General features: G+C 63.5%; 13 protein-coding genes. 4 read left to right on the top strand and 9 right to left on the bottom strand.

Annotation, left to right across the window (positions count from 1 at the left end; all coding sequences use genetic code 11):
- Positions 1-264 precede the first annotated feature (264 nt).
- Positions 265-627 carry a BON domain-containing protein gene (locus tag ACQ4WO_RS14830; RefSeq protein WP_338680239.1) on the top strand — a complete coding sequence of 121 codons (363 nt, stop codon included), beginning with the start codon at positions 265-267 and terminating at the stop codon, positions 625-627.
- 98 nt (positions 628-725) lie between these two features.
- Here the strand turns inward: ACQ4WO_RS14830 and ACQ4WO_RS14825 are convergent, their stop codons facing one another.
- From ACQ4WO_RS14825 to ACQ4WO_RS14795, 7 genes are all read right to left on the bottom strand, one after another.
- Positions 726-2,099 (bottom strand): FGGY-family carbohydrate kinase, encoded by a 1,374-nt coding sequence (locus ACQ4WO_RS14825; protein WP_436482116.1) that lies wholly within the window; start codon positions 2,097-2,099, stop codon positions 726-728.
- Positions 2,100-2,107: 8 nt separating this feature from the next.
- Entirely contained in the window at positions 2,108-2,422 is a 315-nt protein-coding gene (locus ACQ4WO_RS14820) for an L-rhamnose mutarotase (protein WP_436482115.1), read from the bottom strand.
- 3 nt (positions 2,423-2,425) lie between these two features.
- Positions 2,426-3,463 (bottom strand): ABC transporter permease, encoded by a 1,038-nt coding sequence (locus ACQ4WO_RS14815; protein ID WP_436482114.1) that lies wholly within the window; start codon positions 3,461-3,463, stop codon positions 2,426-2,428.
- The gene (locus ACQ4WO_RS14810) at positions 3,460-4,458 is read right to left on the bottom strand and encodes an ABC transporter permease (RefSeq protein WP_436482113.1); all 999 of its coding nucleotides are present in this window, start codon (positions 4,456-4,458) and stop codon (positions 3,460-3,462) included. Before ACQ4WO_RS14810 ends, ACQ4WO_RS14815 begins: the two co-directional genes overlap by 4 nt.
- Positions 4,446-5,996, bottom strand: a complete 1,551-nt coding sequence (locus ACQ4WO_RS14805; protein WP_436482111.1) for a sugar ABC transporter ATP-binding protein — start codon at positions 5,994-5,996, stop codon at positions 4,446-4,448. Before ACQ4WO_RS14805 ends, ACQ4WO_RS14810 begins: the two co-directional genes overlap by 13 nt.
- A gap of 141 nt (positions 5,997-6,137) precedes the next feature.
- Positions 6,138-7,124, bottom strand: a complete 987-nt coding sequence (rhaS, locus tag ACQ4WO_RS14800; RefSeq protein ID WP_436482361.1) for a rhamnose ABC transporter substrate-binding protein — start codon at positions 7,122-7,124, stop codon at positions 6,138-6,140.
- A gap of 102 nt (positions 7,125-7,226) precedes the next feature.
- Positions 7,227-8,057, bottom strand: coding sequence for a DeoR/GlpR family DNA-binding transcription regulator (locus ACQ4WO_RS14795; protein ID WP_436482110.1), 831 nt, complete (start codon positions 8,055-8,057; stop codon positions 7,227-7,229).
- A 313-nt stretch (positions 8,058-8,370) separates the two neighbouring features.
- On the opposite strand from ACQ4WO_RS14795, the gene ACQ4WO_RS14790 reads away from it, so the two are divergent.
- The 3 genes from ACQ4WO_RS14790 (at position 8,371) to ACQ4WO_RS14780 (ending at position 13,091) form a co-directional block, all read left to right on the top strand.
- A complete protein-coding gene (locus ACQ4WO_RS14790; RefSeq protein WP_436482109.1) occupies positions 8,371-10,479 on the top strand; it encodes a bifunctional rhamnulose-1-phosphate aldolase/short-chain dehydrogenase in 2,109 nt (702 codons plus the stop codon).
- Between the two features lie 52 nt (positions 10,480-10,531).
- Positions 10,532-11,827, top strand: coding sequence for an L-rhamnose catabolism isomerase (rhaI, locus tag ACQ4WO_RS14785; RefSeq protein ID WP_436482108.1), 1,296 nt, complete (start codon positions 10,532-10,534; stop codon positions 11,825-11,827).
- Between the two features lie 250 nt (positions 11,828-12,077).
- Positions 12,078-13,091 carry a bile acid:sodium symporter family protein gene (locus tag ACQ4WO_RS14780; protein ID WP_436482107.1) on the top strand — a complete coding sequence of 338 codons (1,014 nt, stop codon included), beginning with the start codon at positions 12,078-12,080 and terminating at the stop codon, positions 13,089-13,091.
- Here the strand turns inward: ACQ4WO_RS14780 and ACQ4WO_RS14775 are convergent.
- Positions 13,043-14,506 (bottom strand): UdgX family uracil-DNA binding protein, encoded by a 1,464-nt coding sequence (locus tag ACQ4WO_RS14775; RefSeq protein ID WP_436482106.1) that lies wholly within the window; start codon positions 14,504-14,506, stop codon positions 13,043-13,045. The genes ACQ4WO_RS14780 and ACQ4WO_RS14775 overlap by 49 nt on opposite strands.
- On the bottom strand, positions 14,503-15,735 hold the full coding sequence (locus tag ACQ4WO_RS14770) for a putative DNA modification/repair radical SAM protein (RefSeq protein ID WP_436482105.1): 1,233 nt from the start codon (positions 15,733-15,735) through the stop codon (positions 14,503-14,505). Before ACQ4WO_RS14770 ends, ACQ4WO_RS14775 begins: the two co-directional genes overlap by 4 nt.
- Positions 15,736-15,808 lie beyond the last annotated feature (73 nt).

The raw sequence follows: 15,808 nt of genomic DNA, 5'->3' as shown, positions 1-15,808 counted from the left end.
CAAAAATAAAGCGTTAAAAATCAGGGACTTGGCGTAAAACATTAACGTTCTTGCCACAAGCTGTCGCTGCCAGGCGACAAAAAGCCCCGTTTTTCGGGCCAGATCGCCGCGAAACGGGCTGAAAAAATCGAGTTGGAATGTAAGTCATTGATTTTCAAAGTAATTTAAAAGCTGGCACGGCGCTTGCTGTATGGGTAGATGTGACGCTTCAAAGTGTTGCTTTATCCAAGTAAGAAGCTTTTAACTTCATTGAGAGGAACTACCATGCAAACATCGAAACTGTTCAATACCCTGGTTGCCGCTGTCGTACTGTCGGGCGCCTCGATCACCGCTTCGCATGCCGCTGACTCCGCACCAAAAGCACAAGCTCCTGCTGACACCGTCGTGGCCGCCAACGCTGCCGCAGCCGTCCCTGATGAAACCATCACTTCCTCGGCCAAGGCCGCCCTGAGCGCCGATGCGCAAGCCGCTGCCCTGCCAGTCAAGGTAGCAACCCAGCAAGGTGTGGTCGTCCTGTCGGGCGACGTGCCGAGCGCCGAAGCGGGTGACCGCGTCGTGCAGATCGTCGCTTCCGTGAGCGGCGTGAAAGAAATCAAGAACGAGCTGAAAGTCAAAGCCGCCGGTTAATCCCTCGCGCTGTACTTTACTCCGGGTTGCCCTGTCTGCGGACAGGGCATTTTTCGTTTACACCTGCAGGAATGTTGTCGGATGACGGTCCTGTGGACCTAATCCGACCTGCAAATCGCCCTCCATTGCGCACGGTACGCGGTCAAACCAGCCACTTCCATCATGGGCTCCACCGTCGCCTCCATCGCCGGCACCTCGCCCCAGCGGTGCAGCATCCAGCCGCCGCACGTCGTGCCGCTGGCGTCTGGCGACACGCTCACTTCCTGCCCTGGCCGCAAGGCCGCCAGCAGGGCGGCGAAATGCGGGTTATCCGTGAAGCTGCCTTCCACCGTGACGGGGCCCTGGGCGCCGAGGGCATCGAGGCAATAATCGCTCATCAGCGCGCAATACAGGGTGGCCAGCGCATAGCGTTCCTGGGCCGTACGTGGTGCCGGTCCGGCGATGCGTCCCGCCTGTCCGACGAAGGGACCGCCCGATTCCGCAAAGCAGGGCAGCGCCAGCGTACCCTGCTTGACCAGGCGGGCGATATCATCGATGCCGCAGACTTGCGGCGAGGCTCCCGCCAGCACGGCAAATTCGCGCCCGCCCATGAAGCGCATGCAGGCCACGGGGTGGCCCAGCGCAGGCACGTTGGCCAGCATGTCGGCCGTTTCATCGAGCCGGCCGAGGGGCGCGCCAAAGGCGGCGGCAATGGCCCAGGTGCCGGTCGACAAGACCGTGCGCGGCTGGGCTTGCTCTTGCGCATCGAGATAGCGCAGCAGAGAAGCATTGCTGTCGTGGATGCCGCACAGCACCTGGCAATCCGCCAGCAAGCCATTGCTCTCGCGCCACTGCGGCAGCACCGGTCCCAGCGCCGTCCATGCCGCTTGCAGTGGGGGAAACAACGGCGCCCAATCCATCGTCTCCACCAGCGAGGAATAGGCCCCTTGCTGCGGCTGCCACAAATCCGTATGGCAACCGAGCGAAGTCACTTCGCTGGCGGCCACGCCCGATAGCCGCCAGGCCCAGTATTGCGGATAGGTCAGGATATGGCGCGCGCGGGCAAACTCCTGTGGGTAAGTCCTGGCGAGCCAGAACAGTTGCAAGCCCAGGTTCAGGCCGCAGGGCAATTGCGGCGACAGGCTGTCGCCGAACGCGGGCCGCAAGCTGGCATACTCGGCCGCCAGCGATTGGGGCAAGGTCGATTCATAGTCGAGGATGGGCAGCACCAGGCCGGTATCGTCGACCAGCGCCGCCGTGGCACCGTGCGTGACGGGCACGATGGCGGTGACGTGCGCCAGGCGCGCGCAGGCGGCCAGGCCCGTTTGCAGCCAGTCCCACAAGCGCTCCGTATCGTGGTGCGGGTACGGTCCCGCGTGCACGATGTTGTTCGGGCAGCGCTGCTCGGCCAGGATGGCGCCGGCGGCGTCGAGCAGGGTCAGCTTGGCATTCGTCTTGCCGATATCGAGTACTACGGTGGCGTCGATGGTCACGGCCGTCCTTATGCGAGATGAAACATGGGGATTAAAGGTACGGCGACGGGCGACGCATCGGCCTGCGTTTCCATCAGGTCGGCCATATGCGCCCACCAGCGACGCATCACGGGATGCTGCGGCAGCGCTTCCATCGTGTGGCCTTCCACCCGGCGCAGCACGGCGAACAGCGCGCCCGTATCCTCATCGAGAAAGATGCTGTAGTCGCGCACGCCGGATTCCTGCAGCAGGCTGGCCAGCTCGGGCCAGATGGCGTCGTGGCGGCGCTGGTATTCGGCGGCATGGCCGGCCTTGAGCTGCATCTTGAAAGCGATCTGTTGCATGGTTTATTTTCGTGTGTGTTTGCGGTTCAACAGGCGCGGCAGTGCAATCGTGATCAGCAGCAAGATGCCGACGACAATCGTCATGATGACGCCGGGAATATTCAGCAGCGCCAGGCCATACGTCACCATGCCCAGCAGCAGCACGGCCAGCAGCACGCCGCCGATGCTGCCCTTGCCGCCGGCGATGCTCACGCCGCCGAGGATGACCATGGTGATCACTTCGAGTTCCCAGCCCATGGCGATGTTCGGACGCGTGCTGCCGATGCGTCCCGTCAGCAGCCAGGCGGCCAGGCCCGCCATGGCGCCGGTGGCCACGAACAGGGCGAAGCGGTAGCGGTCCACGGCCACGCCGGAAAAGCGCGCCGCGCCCGGATTGCAGCCGATGGCAAAGATGCGCCGGCCCCAGCTGGTCGCATGCAGCAGCACGGCAAACAGTGCGCAAAACACGAGCAGGATGACGAAGGGGCGCGGCACGATGTCGAAGAAATAGCCTTGCCCCCAGTCGATCAGCAGTGGCGGGTAGCCGGTGTAGGCCTGGTCGCCCAGGATCACGCTGGCCAGGCCGCGGAACAGGGCCACGGTGCCGATCGTCACGACGATCGACGGCAGGGCGAAGCGCGTGACGAGCACGCCGTTCAGGCAGCCGCAGAGGGTGCCCATGGCCAGCGCGACGAACAGCAAGCCTTGCGGCGGCACGCCGTGGTGATGCGCAAACCCCATCGCCACCGAGGACAGCGCCAAAATGCCGGAGACGGAAATGTCGATCTCGCGGCAAATGATCAGCAAGGCCATCGGCAGCGCGATCAGGGCCTTCTCGCTGAAGTTGAAGGTGCTGTCGGCCAGATTGTAGGCGTCGAGGAAATTCGGCAGCAGCACGCTGTTGGCCGCGAAGACGGCGATCAGCAGCAGCGCCAATAACGCTTCCCAATGGGCAAAATACTGGCCGAGACGGTGCGCCTTGCGGTCCAGGATGGTGTAGCGTGAACGCACGGGTACGCTGTCCGGCGCTTCGCTGTGCAAGGTCTGTGAGGTGGCGTTCATGCGGCGCTCCTGCTGGTCGAAGGGGCTTGCAGCGTGAGCGGCAAGATCTGGCGGCCCATGTTCCGGGTGCCGCGCGCATTGAGCAGCACGGCCGTGAGGATCACGATCCCTGTCAGCGCGCTTTGCCAGAAGGGCGAGACCTTGACGATGGGCAAGGCATTGTTGATGACGGCCAGGAACAGCGAGCCGAGCACCGCGCCGCCCACCGTGCCGGCGCCGCCGGCGATGCTGATGCCGCCGATCACGCAGGCGGCGATCACGGTAAATTCAAAGCCATACGCGATTTCGGAATACGCCACGGCGTAGCGCGCCACCCACAGATAGCCGCACAGGCCGGCCATCAGGCCCGACAGGCCATATGTCCACAGCAGCCGCCGCGCCGTGGCGATGCCGACATAGCGGGCCGCCTGCGGCTGGTTGCCGATCGCATACAAGTCGCGGCCGAAGCGCGTGTAGCGGGCCAGGAAACAGGTCGCCAGGATGGCCGCCAGCGCGATCCACACGAGGTGCGTCACGCCCAGCAGGCGTGCCAGCGGAAAGTCGATGAAGGCGGCCGGCATCTGGTGCGACGACACCCAGGCGCCGCCCGACAGCACGAATACCAGGCCGCGGTACACGCTCATGGTGCCCAGGGTCACGACGATGGGCGGCAGGTCCAGGTAGCCGATCAGGTAACCGTTGATCAGGCCCAGCAGCAGGCCGATGCCCAGCGCCGCCAGCACCACCAGCGGCAGCGGCAAGTGCGGATACTGTACCGCCAGCAAGGCCGACAGCATGCCCGACAGCGCCAAATTGGACGCCACCGACAGGTCGATGCCGCGCGTGATGATGACGAACATCTGCGTCAGCGCCAGCATGATCAGCAAGGTGCTGTCGGTGAGCAGGTTGGCCAGGCTGCCCGGGGTCAGGAAAACGGGCGAGCGCAGGCCCACCAGCAGCACCAGCAGCACAATCAGCAGTGCCAGCTGGATTTCACGTTGCTTCAGATAGCGCATGTCAATTCCTCGATCGGATGGCCGCTGCCGGACGCGGCGGCGACGACGTTTTCCGGGGTCGCCTGGGCGCGCGGAAAGACGCGGTGGATATGTCCCTGGTGCATGACCACGATGCGGTCCGCCATGCCCAGCACTTCCGGCAGCTCGGACGAGACGAGGATCACCGACAGGCCTTGCGTGACGAGCTCGCTGATGAAGCGGTGCACGGCCGCCTTGGAGCCGATATCGATGCCCTTCGTGGGTTCATCGAGAATGATCACGCGGGGCTTGGTGGCCAGCCACTTGGCCAGCACGACTTTTTGCTGATTGCCGCCCGACAATTCCGACACCATCTGCGTAAAGTGGCTGGCCTTCAATTCGAGCTGCTCGCTCAGGTGGCGCGCGATGGCCGTCTCTTGGGCGCGCCGTGGCCGCAGGAAAAAGCCGATGCTGTCCAGAATCGGCAAGGTGATGTTTTGCACGATGGACATCGACAGGTGCGCGCCCTGGTGCTGGCGGTCTTCGGGCACATACGCGATACCGTGCCGGATGGCGTCGCTGGCGCAGCCGATGCGCACTTCCTTGCCGGCGATGGCGATCGTGCCGCGCACGCCCTCGGTCAGGCCGAACAGCGCTTGCATCACTTCCGAGCGCCCCGCGCCCACCAGGCCGTAGAAGCCGACGATTTCGCCTTGCCGTACGGAGAAACTGACGTCGTGAAATTCCGTTGCATGGCACAGTTGCGACACTTCCAGCAAGGTTGGCCCCAGGGGGACATCGACCTTGGGAAACACTTGCTGAATGGTGCGCCCGACCATCAGCGACACGAGCTGCGGCTCGCTGATGTCGGCCAGCGCGCCGGCGGCGACGAAATGGCCGTCGCGCAGCACCGTATAGGTGTCGGCGACGGTAAAGATTTCATCGAATTTGTGCGAAATGAAAATCACCGCCGTGCCCGCCGCGCGCAGCTGGGCGATGATGCGGTACAGCTCATGGATTTCGCGCTGCGACAGCGAGGCGGTGGGCTCGTCCATGATCACCACGCGCGCGTCTTGCGACAGGGCGCGCGCGATTTCCACGAAGTGGCGTTGCGCCACGCTCAGTTCCTTGACCTTGGCCAATACGGGCAACTGCACTTCCAGGCGCGCGAAGATCTGTTCGGCCTCGGCCGCCATGCGTGGCCAGTCTATGCGCGGCGGAAAACCCGTTTGCGGCTGGCGCCCGATATAGATGTTTTCGGCTACCGTCAGTTCGTCGAACATCATGGTTTCCTGGTGCACGGCGGTAATGCCGGCATCCATCGCATCTTGCGGATTGGAAAACAGCACAGCCTTGCCGCCCAGTTCCATGCTGCCCGCATCCGGTTGATAAATGCCCGTCAGGGTCTTGACCAGGGTCGACTTGCCGGCGCCGTTTTCACCGATCAGCGCCATGACTTCACCGGCGCGTACCGTCAGCGCCACGTCTTTCAGCGCGGTGACGCCATGGAAGTGCTTGCAGATGCCGTGCAGGCGCAACACCGGCGCCGCGTTCTGCGCAATAGGGGGATTCTGTGACATAGCCATTCACACTTGAGAGATATTCGCAGGTCGGGTTAGCGCGCAAGCGCGTAACCCGACAACATTGTTGGCTTTACCGGTGATGTCGGATTACGGCGCTTCGCGCCTGATCCGACCTACGGCCGTCGGTACACAAACAAATCAGAATATCTTCGAGAACTTGTCGACGTTATCCTTGTTGTAGGTGAACGGCGGCGCCAGCGCCGCTTCGCCGCCCGCATCGAGTGTCAGCTTGCCCATGCGGCCGACGGCGATGCTTTCGCCCGGCTTGCCGCTGGCCTTGCCGGTGACGAATTGATGGGCGGCATAGGTGGCGGCGTAACCGAGGTCGATCGGGTTCCAGATGGCAAAGCTTTTCACGGCGCCGCTCTTCACGTGGCCGGCCATTTCCGACGGCAAGCCCAGGCCCGTCACATACACCTTGCCCACCAGTTTCTCGTCGACGACGGCCTTGCCGGCCGCATTGATGCCCACGGTGGTCGGCGCGATGATGGCTTTCAGATTCGGGTTGCTGCGCAACAAGCCGATCGCTTCGCGGTAGCTCTTGTCGGACTGGTCGTCGCCATACACGGTGGCCACCAGCTTGATCTTCGCATACGCGGGCTGGGCCAGCGTCTTTTTCATTTCGCCGATCCAGATGTTCTGATTCGTCGCCTGTGCCGTGGCCGACAGGATGGCGATGTCGCCCGTGCCGCCGATGGCGTCGGCCGCCATTTCAATCTGCTTCTGGCCGATCAGCGCGGGGCTGGACGGATTCAGCTGCATCAAACGCCCTTCCTTGGTCAGGCCGCTGTCGAAGGAAATGACCTTGATACCGCGCTGCATGGCTTTCCTGGTGATCGGCACGAGTGCATTGGCATCGTTGGCGGAAATGACGATGGCGTTGACCTTCTGGCTGATCAGCGAGCTGATGATTTCGATCTGTCCTTCCGCCGTCGCCGTGGTGGGGCCTGTGTAAATGACTTCCACGTCGCCCAGCTGCTTGGCCGCCTCGTTCGCCCCTTCGTGGGCGGCGTCGAAGAAGCCGTTGCCCAGGCTCTTGACGACCATGGCGATCTTGATTTTTTCCGCCGCCTGCGCGCTGGCGGCCAGGCAGCCGATCATGCACATGCTCAATGCCGTCACCATCATTTTGTTCAATTTCATGCCGCGTCTCCTTTTTTATTGTTGCTGCCGGGGCGGTAGACACCATGTCTCCAGCCCTCTGTTTTGCCACTGACTAGGTATTGCCTATTGCTCTTGCCACACCTGCTCCGCCGGCGACAGCGGCGCCGCCATCGCCTCGGGGGCCACGGCCAGTACCTTGACGCCCGACTGCTCCAGCATCTGCACGGCCGCGTCCGAAGCGCCCGTGTCCGTGATGACGCAGGACACGCGGTTCAGGCCGCACAGGATCAGGCCTGCCTTCCTGGCAAACTTGGAACTGTCGGCCAGGACAATCAACTCCTCGGCCTGGCTGATCAGGCGTTTCTCGGCCTGGATCAGCAGGGGATCCGCTTCCATCAAGCCCAGCATCGACAGGCCGTACACGCCCATGAACATTTTTCCCGCGTAATGATGCTGGCTGATGTCGTTGTCGAAGGGACTCAGGATGACGTTTTGCTCGCGATACACCTTGCCGCCGGGCAGGATGATTTCATTCTCGCTGGACATCAGCAGGCGCTCGGCCATCAGGAAGGAATTGGTGAGGATTTTCAGCCGCTTGTCGACCAGGAACTCGACCATGCGGTAGGTGGTGGTGCCGCCATTGATGATGATGGTGTCGCCATCGGCGCACAGGCCGCAGGCGTGGCGGGCGATGGCGCGCTTTTGCGCGGCGCAGCGGTCCAGGTTGTTTTGAAAGGTTTCGCCCGACAGCGCAAACGTGCGCTGTTTTTTTTGCGGCAGGCTGGCCGCGCCGCCGCGGGTGCGGGTCAGCAAATTGCGCTCGGCCAGCCAGGCGATATCGCGCCGCACCGTCGCCGGCGAGGAATTGAGCCAGTCGACCAATTGGTCGACGCTCGCCACGCTATGTTCGGCGAGTAGTTTCAGCAAGCCTTTGCGGCGTTTGTGATTAACCACGTTGTCTCCTTTTTGAGTCCTCTCCCGTACCAGCTGCCCGGGGACGACTTCTTTATCGGTGAGCCAGCCTAAGCAGTTGAGCAGTGCATGTCAACAATCAATCAATCAACATCGTGATTATTTGGATAGCGCGCAAATGCGTGATCGGAGTTCCAATCAACCTGGTGATTATTTGCGTTTCCCTCACGTTTTTGATTGCTTGTTGATTGACATGATTGGCGCGCTGGCTTCTACTGAGTGCTGCCGTCATGGCGTCCCGCACACAGATGCGGCCATGGCGATCCGCACGCACAACCAAGAATGGAGACACTGTATGACCGCCACGATGGACACCACACCACCTGCGCCCATGGCCTCGCTATGGGACGATGCGCACGCCGCAACCTTGAGCGAACCGGAGCTTTTGCTGTACCGTTCCAACCTGCTCGGTTCCGACATGCGCATCACCAATTTCGGCGGCGGCAATACCTCGGCCAAGATCCGCATGACGGATCACCTGACCGGCGACGAGGTCGAGGTGCTGTGGGTGAAAGGGTCTGGCGGCGACCTGGGCAGCATCAAGCTCGACGGCTTTTCCACCCTGTACATGGACAAGCTGCGCGCCCTGAAGGGCCGCTACCGTGGCCTGGCGCTGGAAGATGAAATGGTCGCCTACCTGCCCCATTGCACCTTCAATTTGAACCCGCGCGCGGCCAGCATCGACACCCCTTTGCATGCGTATATCGCCCGCAAGCACGTCGACCATATGCACCCGGACGCCGTGATCGCGATCGCCGCCTGCGCCGCTAGCCGTGCGCTGACGCAAAAGATCTTCGAGGGCGAACTGGGCTGGCTGCCGTGGCAGCGTCCCGGCTACGACCTGGGCCTGAAACTCGAAGCGCTGTCGCAGTCACTGCCGCATTTGAAAGGCATCATCCTCGAAGGCCATGGCTTGTTTACCTGGGGCGACACGGCCAAGTCCTGCTACGAAACCACCTTGGCCATCATCAAGCGCGCGGAAGACTGGCTGGCCGCCAACACGACGCAGCCGGCGTTCGGCGGCGCCAAGTCCGCACCCTTGCCGGCGCACGAGCGCGCGGCCCTGGCGCAGCGTTTGATGCCGCTGCTGCGCGGCAAGATCAGCCAGGACGAGTACAAGCTCGGCCACTTCGACGACAGCGCCAACGTGCTCGAATTCGTCTGCAGCGCCGACCTGCTGCCGCTGGCAGCGCTGGGCACTTCCTGCCCCGACCACTTCCTGCGCACCAAGATTCGCCCCTTCGTGATCGACTTCGATCCGGCCAATCCTGATTTTGATCGTTTGGTCGCCGGCCTGGACGAGGCGCTGGCCGCCTACCGCGCCGACTACCTCGCCTATTACACGCGGTGCAAGCACGACAACAGCCCCGCCGTGCGCGACGCCAACCCTATCATTTACCTGATCCCCGGCGTGGGCATGCTGTCGTTCGCCAAGGACAAGGCCACGGCACGCATCGCCGGCGAGTTCTATGTCAATGCCATCAATGTGATGCGCGGCGCCAATGGCGTCGACACGTATGTGGGCTTGCCGGAACAGGAAGCGTTCGACATCGAATACTGGCTGCTGGAAGAAGCCAAGCTGCAGCGCATGCCCAAGCCCAAAAGCCTGGCCGGACGCATTGCGCTGGTGACGGGCGGCGGCGGCGGCATCGGCCAGGCCGTGGCGCGCCAGCTGCTGCAGGAAGGCGCCTGCGTGATGCTGACCGATATCGACGGTGCCGCACTGGAAGAGGCCGAGCAGAGCCTGCTGAAGGTGGCAGGACGCGACAATATCGCCACGGTGCGCGCAAACATCACGGCCGAAGGCGACGTCGAGGCCATCCTGAACGCGGCCGCGCTGCGCTTTGGCGGCATCGACCTGCTGGTGTCGAACGCGGGCATCGCTTCCTCGGCGCCGCTGGAAGAAACGACCCTGGAGATGTGGGAACGCAACCAGTCGATCCTGGTGACCGGCTACTTTCTCGTCAGCCGCGCCGCCTTCCGCATCATGCAGCGGCAGAAGCTCGGTGGCAGCATGGTGTTTGTCGCCAGCAAGAACGGTCTGGTGGCATCGGCCGGCGCCTCGGCCTATTGCACCGCCAAGGCGGCGGAAATCCATCTGGCCCGCTGCATCGCGCTCGAAGGGGCGCCGCACGGCATCCGCGTCAACGTGGTCAACCCCGATGCCGTCATTCGCGGTTCGCGCATCTGGGACGGCAAGTGGAAGGAAGAGCGGGCTGCCTCGAACAAGATCGAGACGGGCGACATCGAGGAATTCTATCGCCAGCGCAGCATGCTCAAGCGTAGCGTGCTGCCGGAAGATATTGCCGAAGCCGTGTATTTCCTCTCCAGCGACAAGGCCGCCAAAAGCACGGGCAATATCATCAATGTCGACGCGGGCAACGCGGCCGCGTTCACACGTTAATTTAAAAAAACGACGCAGCCGGCCATGGCGCCGCTGCGCGCAAGGAGACAAGATGCATACCATGATCGATAGCGGCCTGGTGGCCGACCACAATGCCAAGCTGCAAGCGAACCTGGAAGCCGACTATGCGGCCCTGGGCGGCGTGCTGGCCCGCCGCGGCCAGGATATCGAGCAATTGACGGCGCTGGCGCAGACGTTTGCCGTGGCCGTACCGAGCTGGGGCACCGGCACGGGCGGCACGCGCTTTGCCCGTTTCCCCGGCCTGGGCGAACCGCGCAACGTGTTTGAAAAGCTCGAAGACTGCGCCGTCATCAACCAGCTGACGCAAGCGACGCCCGCCGTCTCGCTGCATTTTCCATGGGACAAGGTCAGCGACACGGCCGCCCTGCGCGAGACCGCCCAGGCTTACGGCCTGGGCTTTGACGCCGTCAATTCGAATACCTTCCAGGACCAGGCCGGACAGGCGCAGTCGTACAAATACGGCAGCCTGACGTCGCACAGCGCGGCCGTGCGCGCGCAGGCCGTCGAGCACAATATCGAATGCATCGAACTTGGCCGTGCGCTGGGCTCGACGGCGCTGACGGTGTGGGTGGGCGACGGTGCCAACTTTCCGGGCCAGCACAATCTGCGCGGCGCGCTCGAGCGCTACCTCGACAGCATGCGCGACATCTACGGCGCCCTGCCCGCCGACTGGCAATTATTTATTGAACACAAGCTGTTCGAGCCGGCCTTCTACGCCACCACGATCGCCGACTGGGGCACGAGCTTTGCCTGCGCCAGCGTGCTGGGACCGAAGGCCAAATGCCTGGTCGACCTGGGCCACCATGCGCCGAACACGAACATCGAAATGATCGTCGCGCGCCTGGCGCAGTTCAGCAAACTGGGCGGCTTCCATTTCAACGACAGCAAGTACGGCGACGACGACCTCGATTCGGGCAGCATCAACCCCTTCCAGCTGTTCCTCGTGTTCAACGAGCTGGCCGACGCGGCCGAGCGCGAAGGCACCGCCTTCAAACCCGCCTACATGCTGGACCAGTCGCACAATGTGACGGACCCCATCGAAAGCCTGATGAGCAGTGCCGTCGAAGTGCAGCGCGCCTTCATCCAGTCCGCACTGGTCGACCGCGCCGCCCTGCGCCACCACCAGGAAGCCAACGACGTGCACGCCTCGGCGCAGGCACTGAAACAGGCGTTCCGCACCGATGTCAGCGCCATCCTGGCCATGGCGCGCCAGCGCTCGGGCGCCGCCATCGATCCTGTGGCCTGCTATCGCGGCAGCGGCTACCGGGAGCAGCGCGGCGTGGCGCGCCCACCTAGGGCAGGCGCCAGCAGCAGCGGCATCGTGTAGCGCCTGACAGAACCTACTGCGCGTCGCGATTTGCGGCCTGCGATGCTCACTGTGCTTTAGCACAGTTGCGCTTCTTGGCCACAACTCGTTGCCGCTCGCTACGGTTCTGTCAGGCGCTCTGATTGGGATCCGTGCTGCTTCCAGGCAAGCCGCCTGGAAGCAGGTAGAATGGCTGGCACTGGCGCCGCTCCCGGCGCCGTTTGTCATCCCCGGCACAGCGTGCAAGGCTGCGCCGCTACCAGGCTACCGCATGTCTTCTTTTTCTCCCGCTGCCCTGCTGCGCAATCTGAAACCCGATAATTTCACCATCGCCCTGCTCGTCACCGTGGCGCTGGCCACTTTCCTTCCATGCACGGGCCAGACGGCCGTGGTCTTCGGCAACATCACGACGGTCGCCATCGGCGCCCTGTTCTTCCTGCACGGCGCCAAGCTGTCACGCGAAGCCGTGGTGGCAGGCGCCATGCACTGGCGTTTGCACTTGCTGGTGCTGGCCAGCACCTTTGTCCTGTTTCCACTGCTGGGCCTGGCGCTGCGCCCGCTGGCGCTGACCTTCCTCACGCCCGACCTGTACATGGGCATCTTGTTCCTGTGCGCGCTGCCGTCTACCGTGCAGTCCTCGATCGCCATGACGGCCATGGCGCGCGGCAACGTGCCGGCCGCCATCTGCAGCGCCTCGGCCTCGAATTTCATCGGCATTTTCCTCGCCCCCATCCTCGTGGGTCTGCTGGTGGCCAAGGGCGCGGAAAGCAAGTCGTCGGTCGATGCCGTGCTGTCCATCGTCATGCAGCTGCTGCTGCCGTTTTTGGCCGGCCAGTTCCTGCGCCGCTGGATCGGCCGCTGGGTCGACCGCCATAAAGCCACCCTGAAATACGTCGACCAGGGTTCGATCTTGCTGGTGGTCTACACGGCCTTCAGCGAAGCCGTCAGCGAAGGCCTGTGGCATACAATTTCGGTGGAAACGCTGGTCGCCCTGGGCCTGATCAGCACCTTGCTGCTGGCGCTGGTGCTGGGCATCTCCACCTTCGTCAGCCGCCGCCTGGGCTTCAACAAGGAAGACGAAATCGCCATCGTCTTTTGCGCCTCGAAGAAAAGCCTGGCCAGCGGGGTGCCAATGGCCAAGGTGCTGTTTTCCACGCGTTCGCTGGGCATGGTGATCTTGCCGTTGATGCTATTTCACCAGATTCAGCTGATGATCTGTGCCGTGATCGCGCAGCGTTATGCGCGGCGCGATGAGGAGCAGGATGTGCCGGCCACGACGCTGTGATGGCTGTCCTGCTCTAGCCGCAGCGCCTGCCGCAGCCCCGTCACTATGACCGCGTAAGCCTGCCGCCGGCTGGACTCATCGGGTGCGCGCAGCACATACGACGGGTGATACACGGTCACCACCGAGCGTCCCGCATGCTCGATAGTCGTGCCGATCAGCGGCGTCATGCTTGCCGCGCCATCCTGCAGCACGGATTTTAATGCCGTGCTGCCCAGCGCCACGATCACCTGTGGCTGGACACGCTCAATCTCTTCTTCCAGCCAGCCATGGCAGGCGAGGATCTCGCGTTGCGCGGGCGTCTTGTGCAGGCGGCGCTTGCCGCGTGGTTCCCACTTGAAATGCTTGACGGCGTTGGTCAGGTAGATACTGTCGCGCGCCATGCCCGCTTCCTGCATGGCTTGCTCGAGCAGCGCCCCGGCCGGGCCCACGAACGGCAGTCCCGCCAGGTCTTCCTGGTCGCCCGGCTGCTCGCCCACGAGCATGATGCGCGCCTGTGCTGGGCCAATGCCGGGTACGGCTTGCGTGGCGTGCTGCCACAGTTCGCAGCGGCGGCACTGGTCCAGGCTTGTCGCTACCTCGCGAGCCGGCTGGGCGCGTTCGGCGGCAATCGGGATCATGGCCGCGCCGCTGCGCTGGCCCACGCTGGTCGTCTGGCCTGTGCGGCGTTCGCCGTTGGTGGCGCCGCTGAGCATGGCGGGTACGATGGCGCCTTCCGGCAGGTTTTTCCAGAAACGCGAGGGGATATGGCTGTGCAGCAAATCCGCATTCACGCGCGCGGGATTGAAGATGCTGCGGTAGTAGGTCAGCCACAGGGCTTCGCCCGCATCGTCGATATCGGCCGCGCCCTGCATCAGTGCGGGTCCAGCGTGCAAGGTCGTGCCATCCCATAGCATGCTGGCAGCGGGCGTGGCGATCATCCAGCTGGTCGATCCCATGCGGCGGGCGAAGTGGCGCGCCACTTGCGGCAGCACCTCGTGCACGGGTTCGAACCAGGCAACAAAGCGGGGCGCGCCGTCGCTTTCCGCCCGCTCGCGGAAGCGCACATACGCATGCATGTCGTGCTCCTCGCGGTGCACGGCCTTGACCATGGCGTGCAGGCGCGCGCCGTCCGCGTCGGCCGGCGACATCACGTCGTGCTGGCCCAGCTGCCAGCGCCAGAGCACCTGGTACAAAAAGGCCCAGCGGTCAGGCACGCTGAAACAGGCGGCGGCCTGCAGCAGTTCCACCAGCTGGCGCGGCAGGCGCAGCAGCGGCGCACTGACATCGGTCGCATCCGGCGTGGCGGAAAACAGGTCGCCCTCACCGTGTTGACACTGCCAGGCAACGTCGGCAGGTGGCACGCCAAGCGCGATCAGTTCCCTTGCCGCCGCGCGCCACTCGTCGAACGACTGCGCCAGCCGCACCACCGTACTCATGCGGCCTGCAGCTCCGGCCACAGATTCATCTGCTGCGGTGCCTCCGCCATGGCGCGGCGCAGGTGTTCCGAGGCGGTGGTGTCGCGCGCGGGAAAGTAGTCGGCCGTGATGATGAACGGCGCGATTTTCTTCATGCTGCAGCGCAGGCGCGACAGGTCTGCGTAGCGCACTTGCCGCAAGCGCCGCAGGTCGACGATGCGCTGCGCGTTGCGTAAACCAATACCGGGCACGCGGGCGATCATGTGCTGCGCCGCGCGGTTCAAGTCCAGCGGAAAATGTTCGCGGTGGGCCAGCGCCCACGCCAGTTTCGGATCGATATCGAGCGCCAGGTTGCCGCCCGTGGCGGGCAGCAGTTCGCTGGCCTGGAAACCATAGCTGCGCAGCAGGAAATCGGCCTGGTACAACCTGTGTTCGCGCAGCATCGGTGGCGGCGCCAGCGGCACGCTTTTCGGACTGTCGGGGATCGGGCTGAAGGCCGAGTAGTACACGCGTTTGAGTTTGTAGCTGCCGTACAGGGTTTCGGCCGTGGAGAGGATTTGCTGGTCGTCGCTGGCGTCGGCGCCGACGATCATCTGCGTGCTTTGCCCGGCCGGCGCGAAACGCGGCGCGCGCGGTTCTTCCGCTTTCTCGTCGAGCTTGCGGCGTATCGACCCCATCGCCAGTTTGATCGTGTGCACGCTTTTTTCCGGCGCCAGCTTTTGCACGCTGTCCTGCGTCGGCAGTTCGATATTGACGCTGAGCCGGTCGGCATAGCGGCCCGCCTGCGCGATTAGCGCCGGATCGGCGTCGGGAATGGTTTTCAAATGGATGTAGCCGCGAAACTGATGCACCTCGCGCAACTCGCGTGCCACCTGCACCAGTTGTTCCATCGTGTAGTCGGCCGACTGGATGATGCCGGAACTGAGGAACAGGCCGTCGATGTAGTTGCGCAGGTAAAAGTCGCTCGTCAGTTTCACCACTTCGGCCACGGTAAAGCGCGCACGCGGCACGTTCGACGTGCGGCGGTTGACGCAGTACTGGCAGTCGTACAGGCAGTAATTCGTCAGCAATACTTTCAGCAGCGAGACGCAGCGCCCGTCCGGCGTGTAGCTGTGGCAAATGCCCATGCCCGAGGTGGCGCCAACGCCGTCCTTGCCGATGGAGTCGCGCTTGGGCGCGCCGCTGCTGGCGCAGGACGCATCGTACTTGGCCGCGTCGGCCAGGATTTCCAGCTTGTCCGTCAGTTCCATGGCTTACCTCGATATACTGTGTTTATATACAGTATATCAGGGAATGCAGCTTTCGCTGGCTTGATCTGTGTGA

The organism is Janthinobacterium aestuarii (assembly GCF_051380835.1).
Classification (GTDB): Bacteria; Pseudomonadota; Gammaproteobacteria; order Burkholderiales; family Burkholderiaceae_D; genus Janthinobacterium; species Janthinobacterium aestuarii.
This window is presented reverse-complemented; position numbering and strand designations above follow the sequence as displayed.

Bases quoted from the DNA above. Each gene is read 5' to 3' on its own strand.
- ACQ4WO_RS14830 (WP_338680239.1), top strand. From the start codon at position 265: ATGCAAACATCGAAACTGTTCAATACCCTGGTTGCCGCTGTCGTACTG.
- ACQ4WO_RS14805 (WP_436482111.1), bottom strand. From the start codon at position 5,996: ATGTCACAGAATCCCCCTATTGCGCAGAACGCGGCGCCGGTGTTGCGC.
- ACQ4WO_RS14810 (WP_436482113.1), bottom strand. From the start codon at position 4,458: ATGCGCTATCTGAAGCAACGTGAAATCCAGCTGGCACTGCTGATTGTG.
- ACQ4WO_RS14790 (WP_436482109.1), top strand. From the start codon at position 8,371: ATGACCGCCACGATGGACACCACACCACCTGCGCCCATGGCCTCGCTA.
- ACQ4WO_RS14775 (WP_436482106.1), bottom strand. From the start codon at position 14,506: ATGAGTACGGTGGTGCGGCTGGCGCAGTCGTTCGACGAGTGGCGCGCG.
- ACQ4WO_RS14780 (WP_436482107.1), top strand. From the start codon at position 12,078: ATGTCTTCTTTTTCTCCCGCTGCCCTGCTGCGCAATCTGAAACCCGAT.
- ACQ4WO_RS14770 (WP_436482105.1), bottom strand. From the start codon at position 15,735: ATGGAACTGACGGACAAGCTGGAAATCCTGGCCGACGCGGCCAAGTAC.
- rhaS (WP_436482361.1), bottom strand. From the start codon at position 7,124: ATGGTGACGGCATTGAGCATGTGCATGATCGGCTGCCTGGCCGCCAGC.
- ACQ4WO_RS14820 (WP_436482115.1), bottom strand. From the start codon at position 2,422: ATGCAACAGATCGCTTTCAAGATGCAGCTCAAGGCCGGCCATGCCGCC.
- ACQ4WO_RS14815 (WP_436482114.1), bottom strand. From the start codon at position 3,463: ATGAACGCCACCTCACAGACCTTGCACAGCGAAGCGCCGGACAGCGTA.
- rhaI (WP_436482108.1), top strand. From the start codon at position 10,532: ATGCATACCATGATCGATAGCGGCCTGGTGGCCGACCACAATGCCAAG.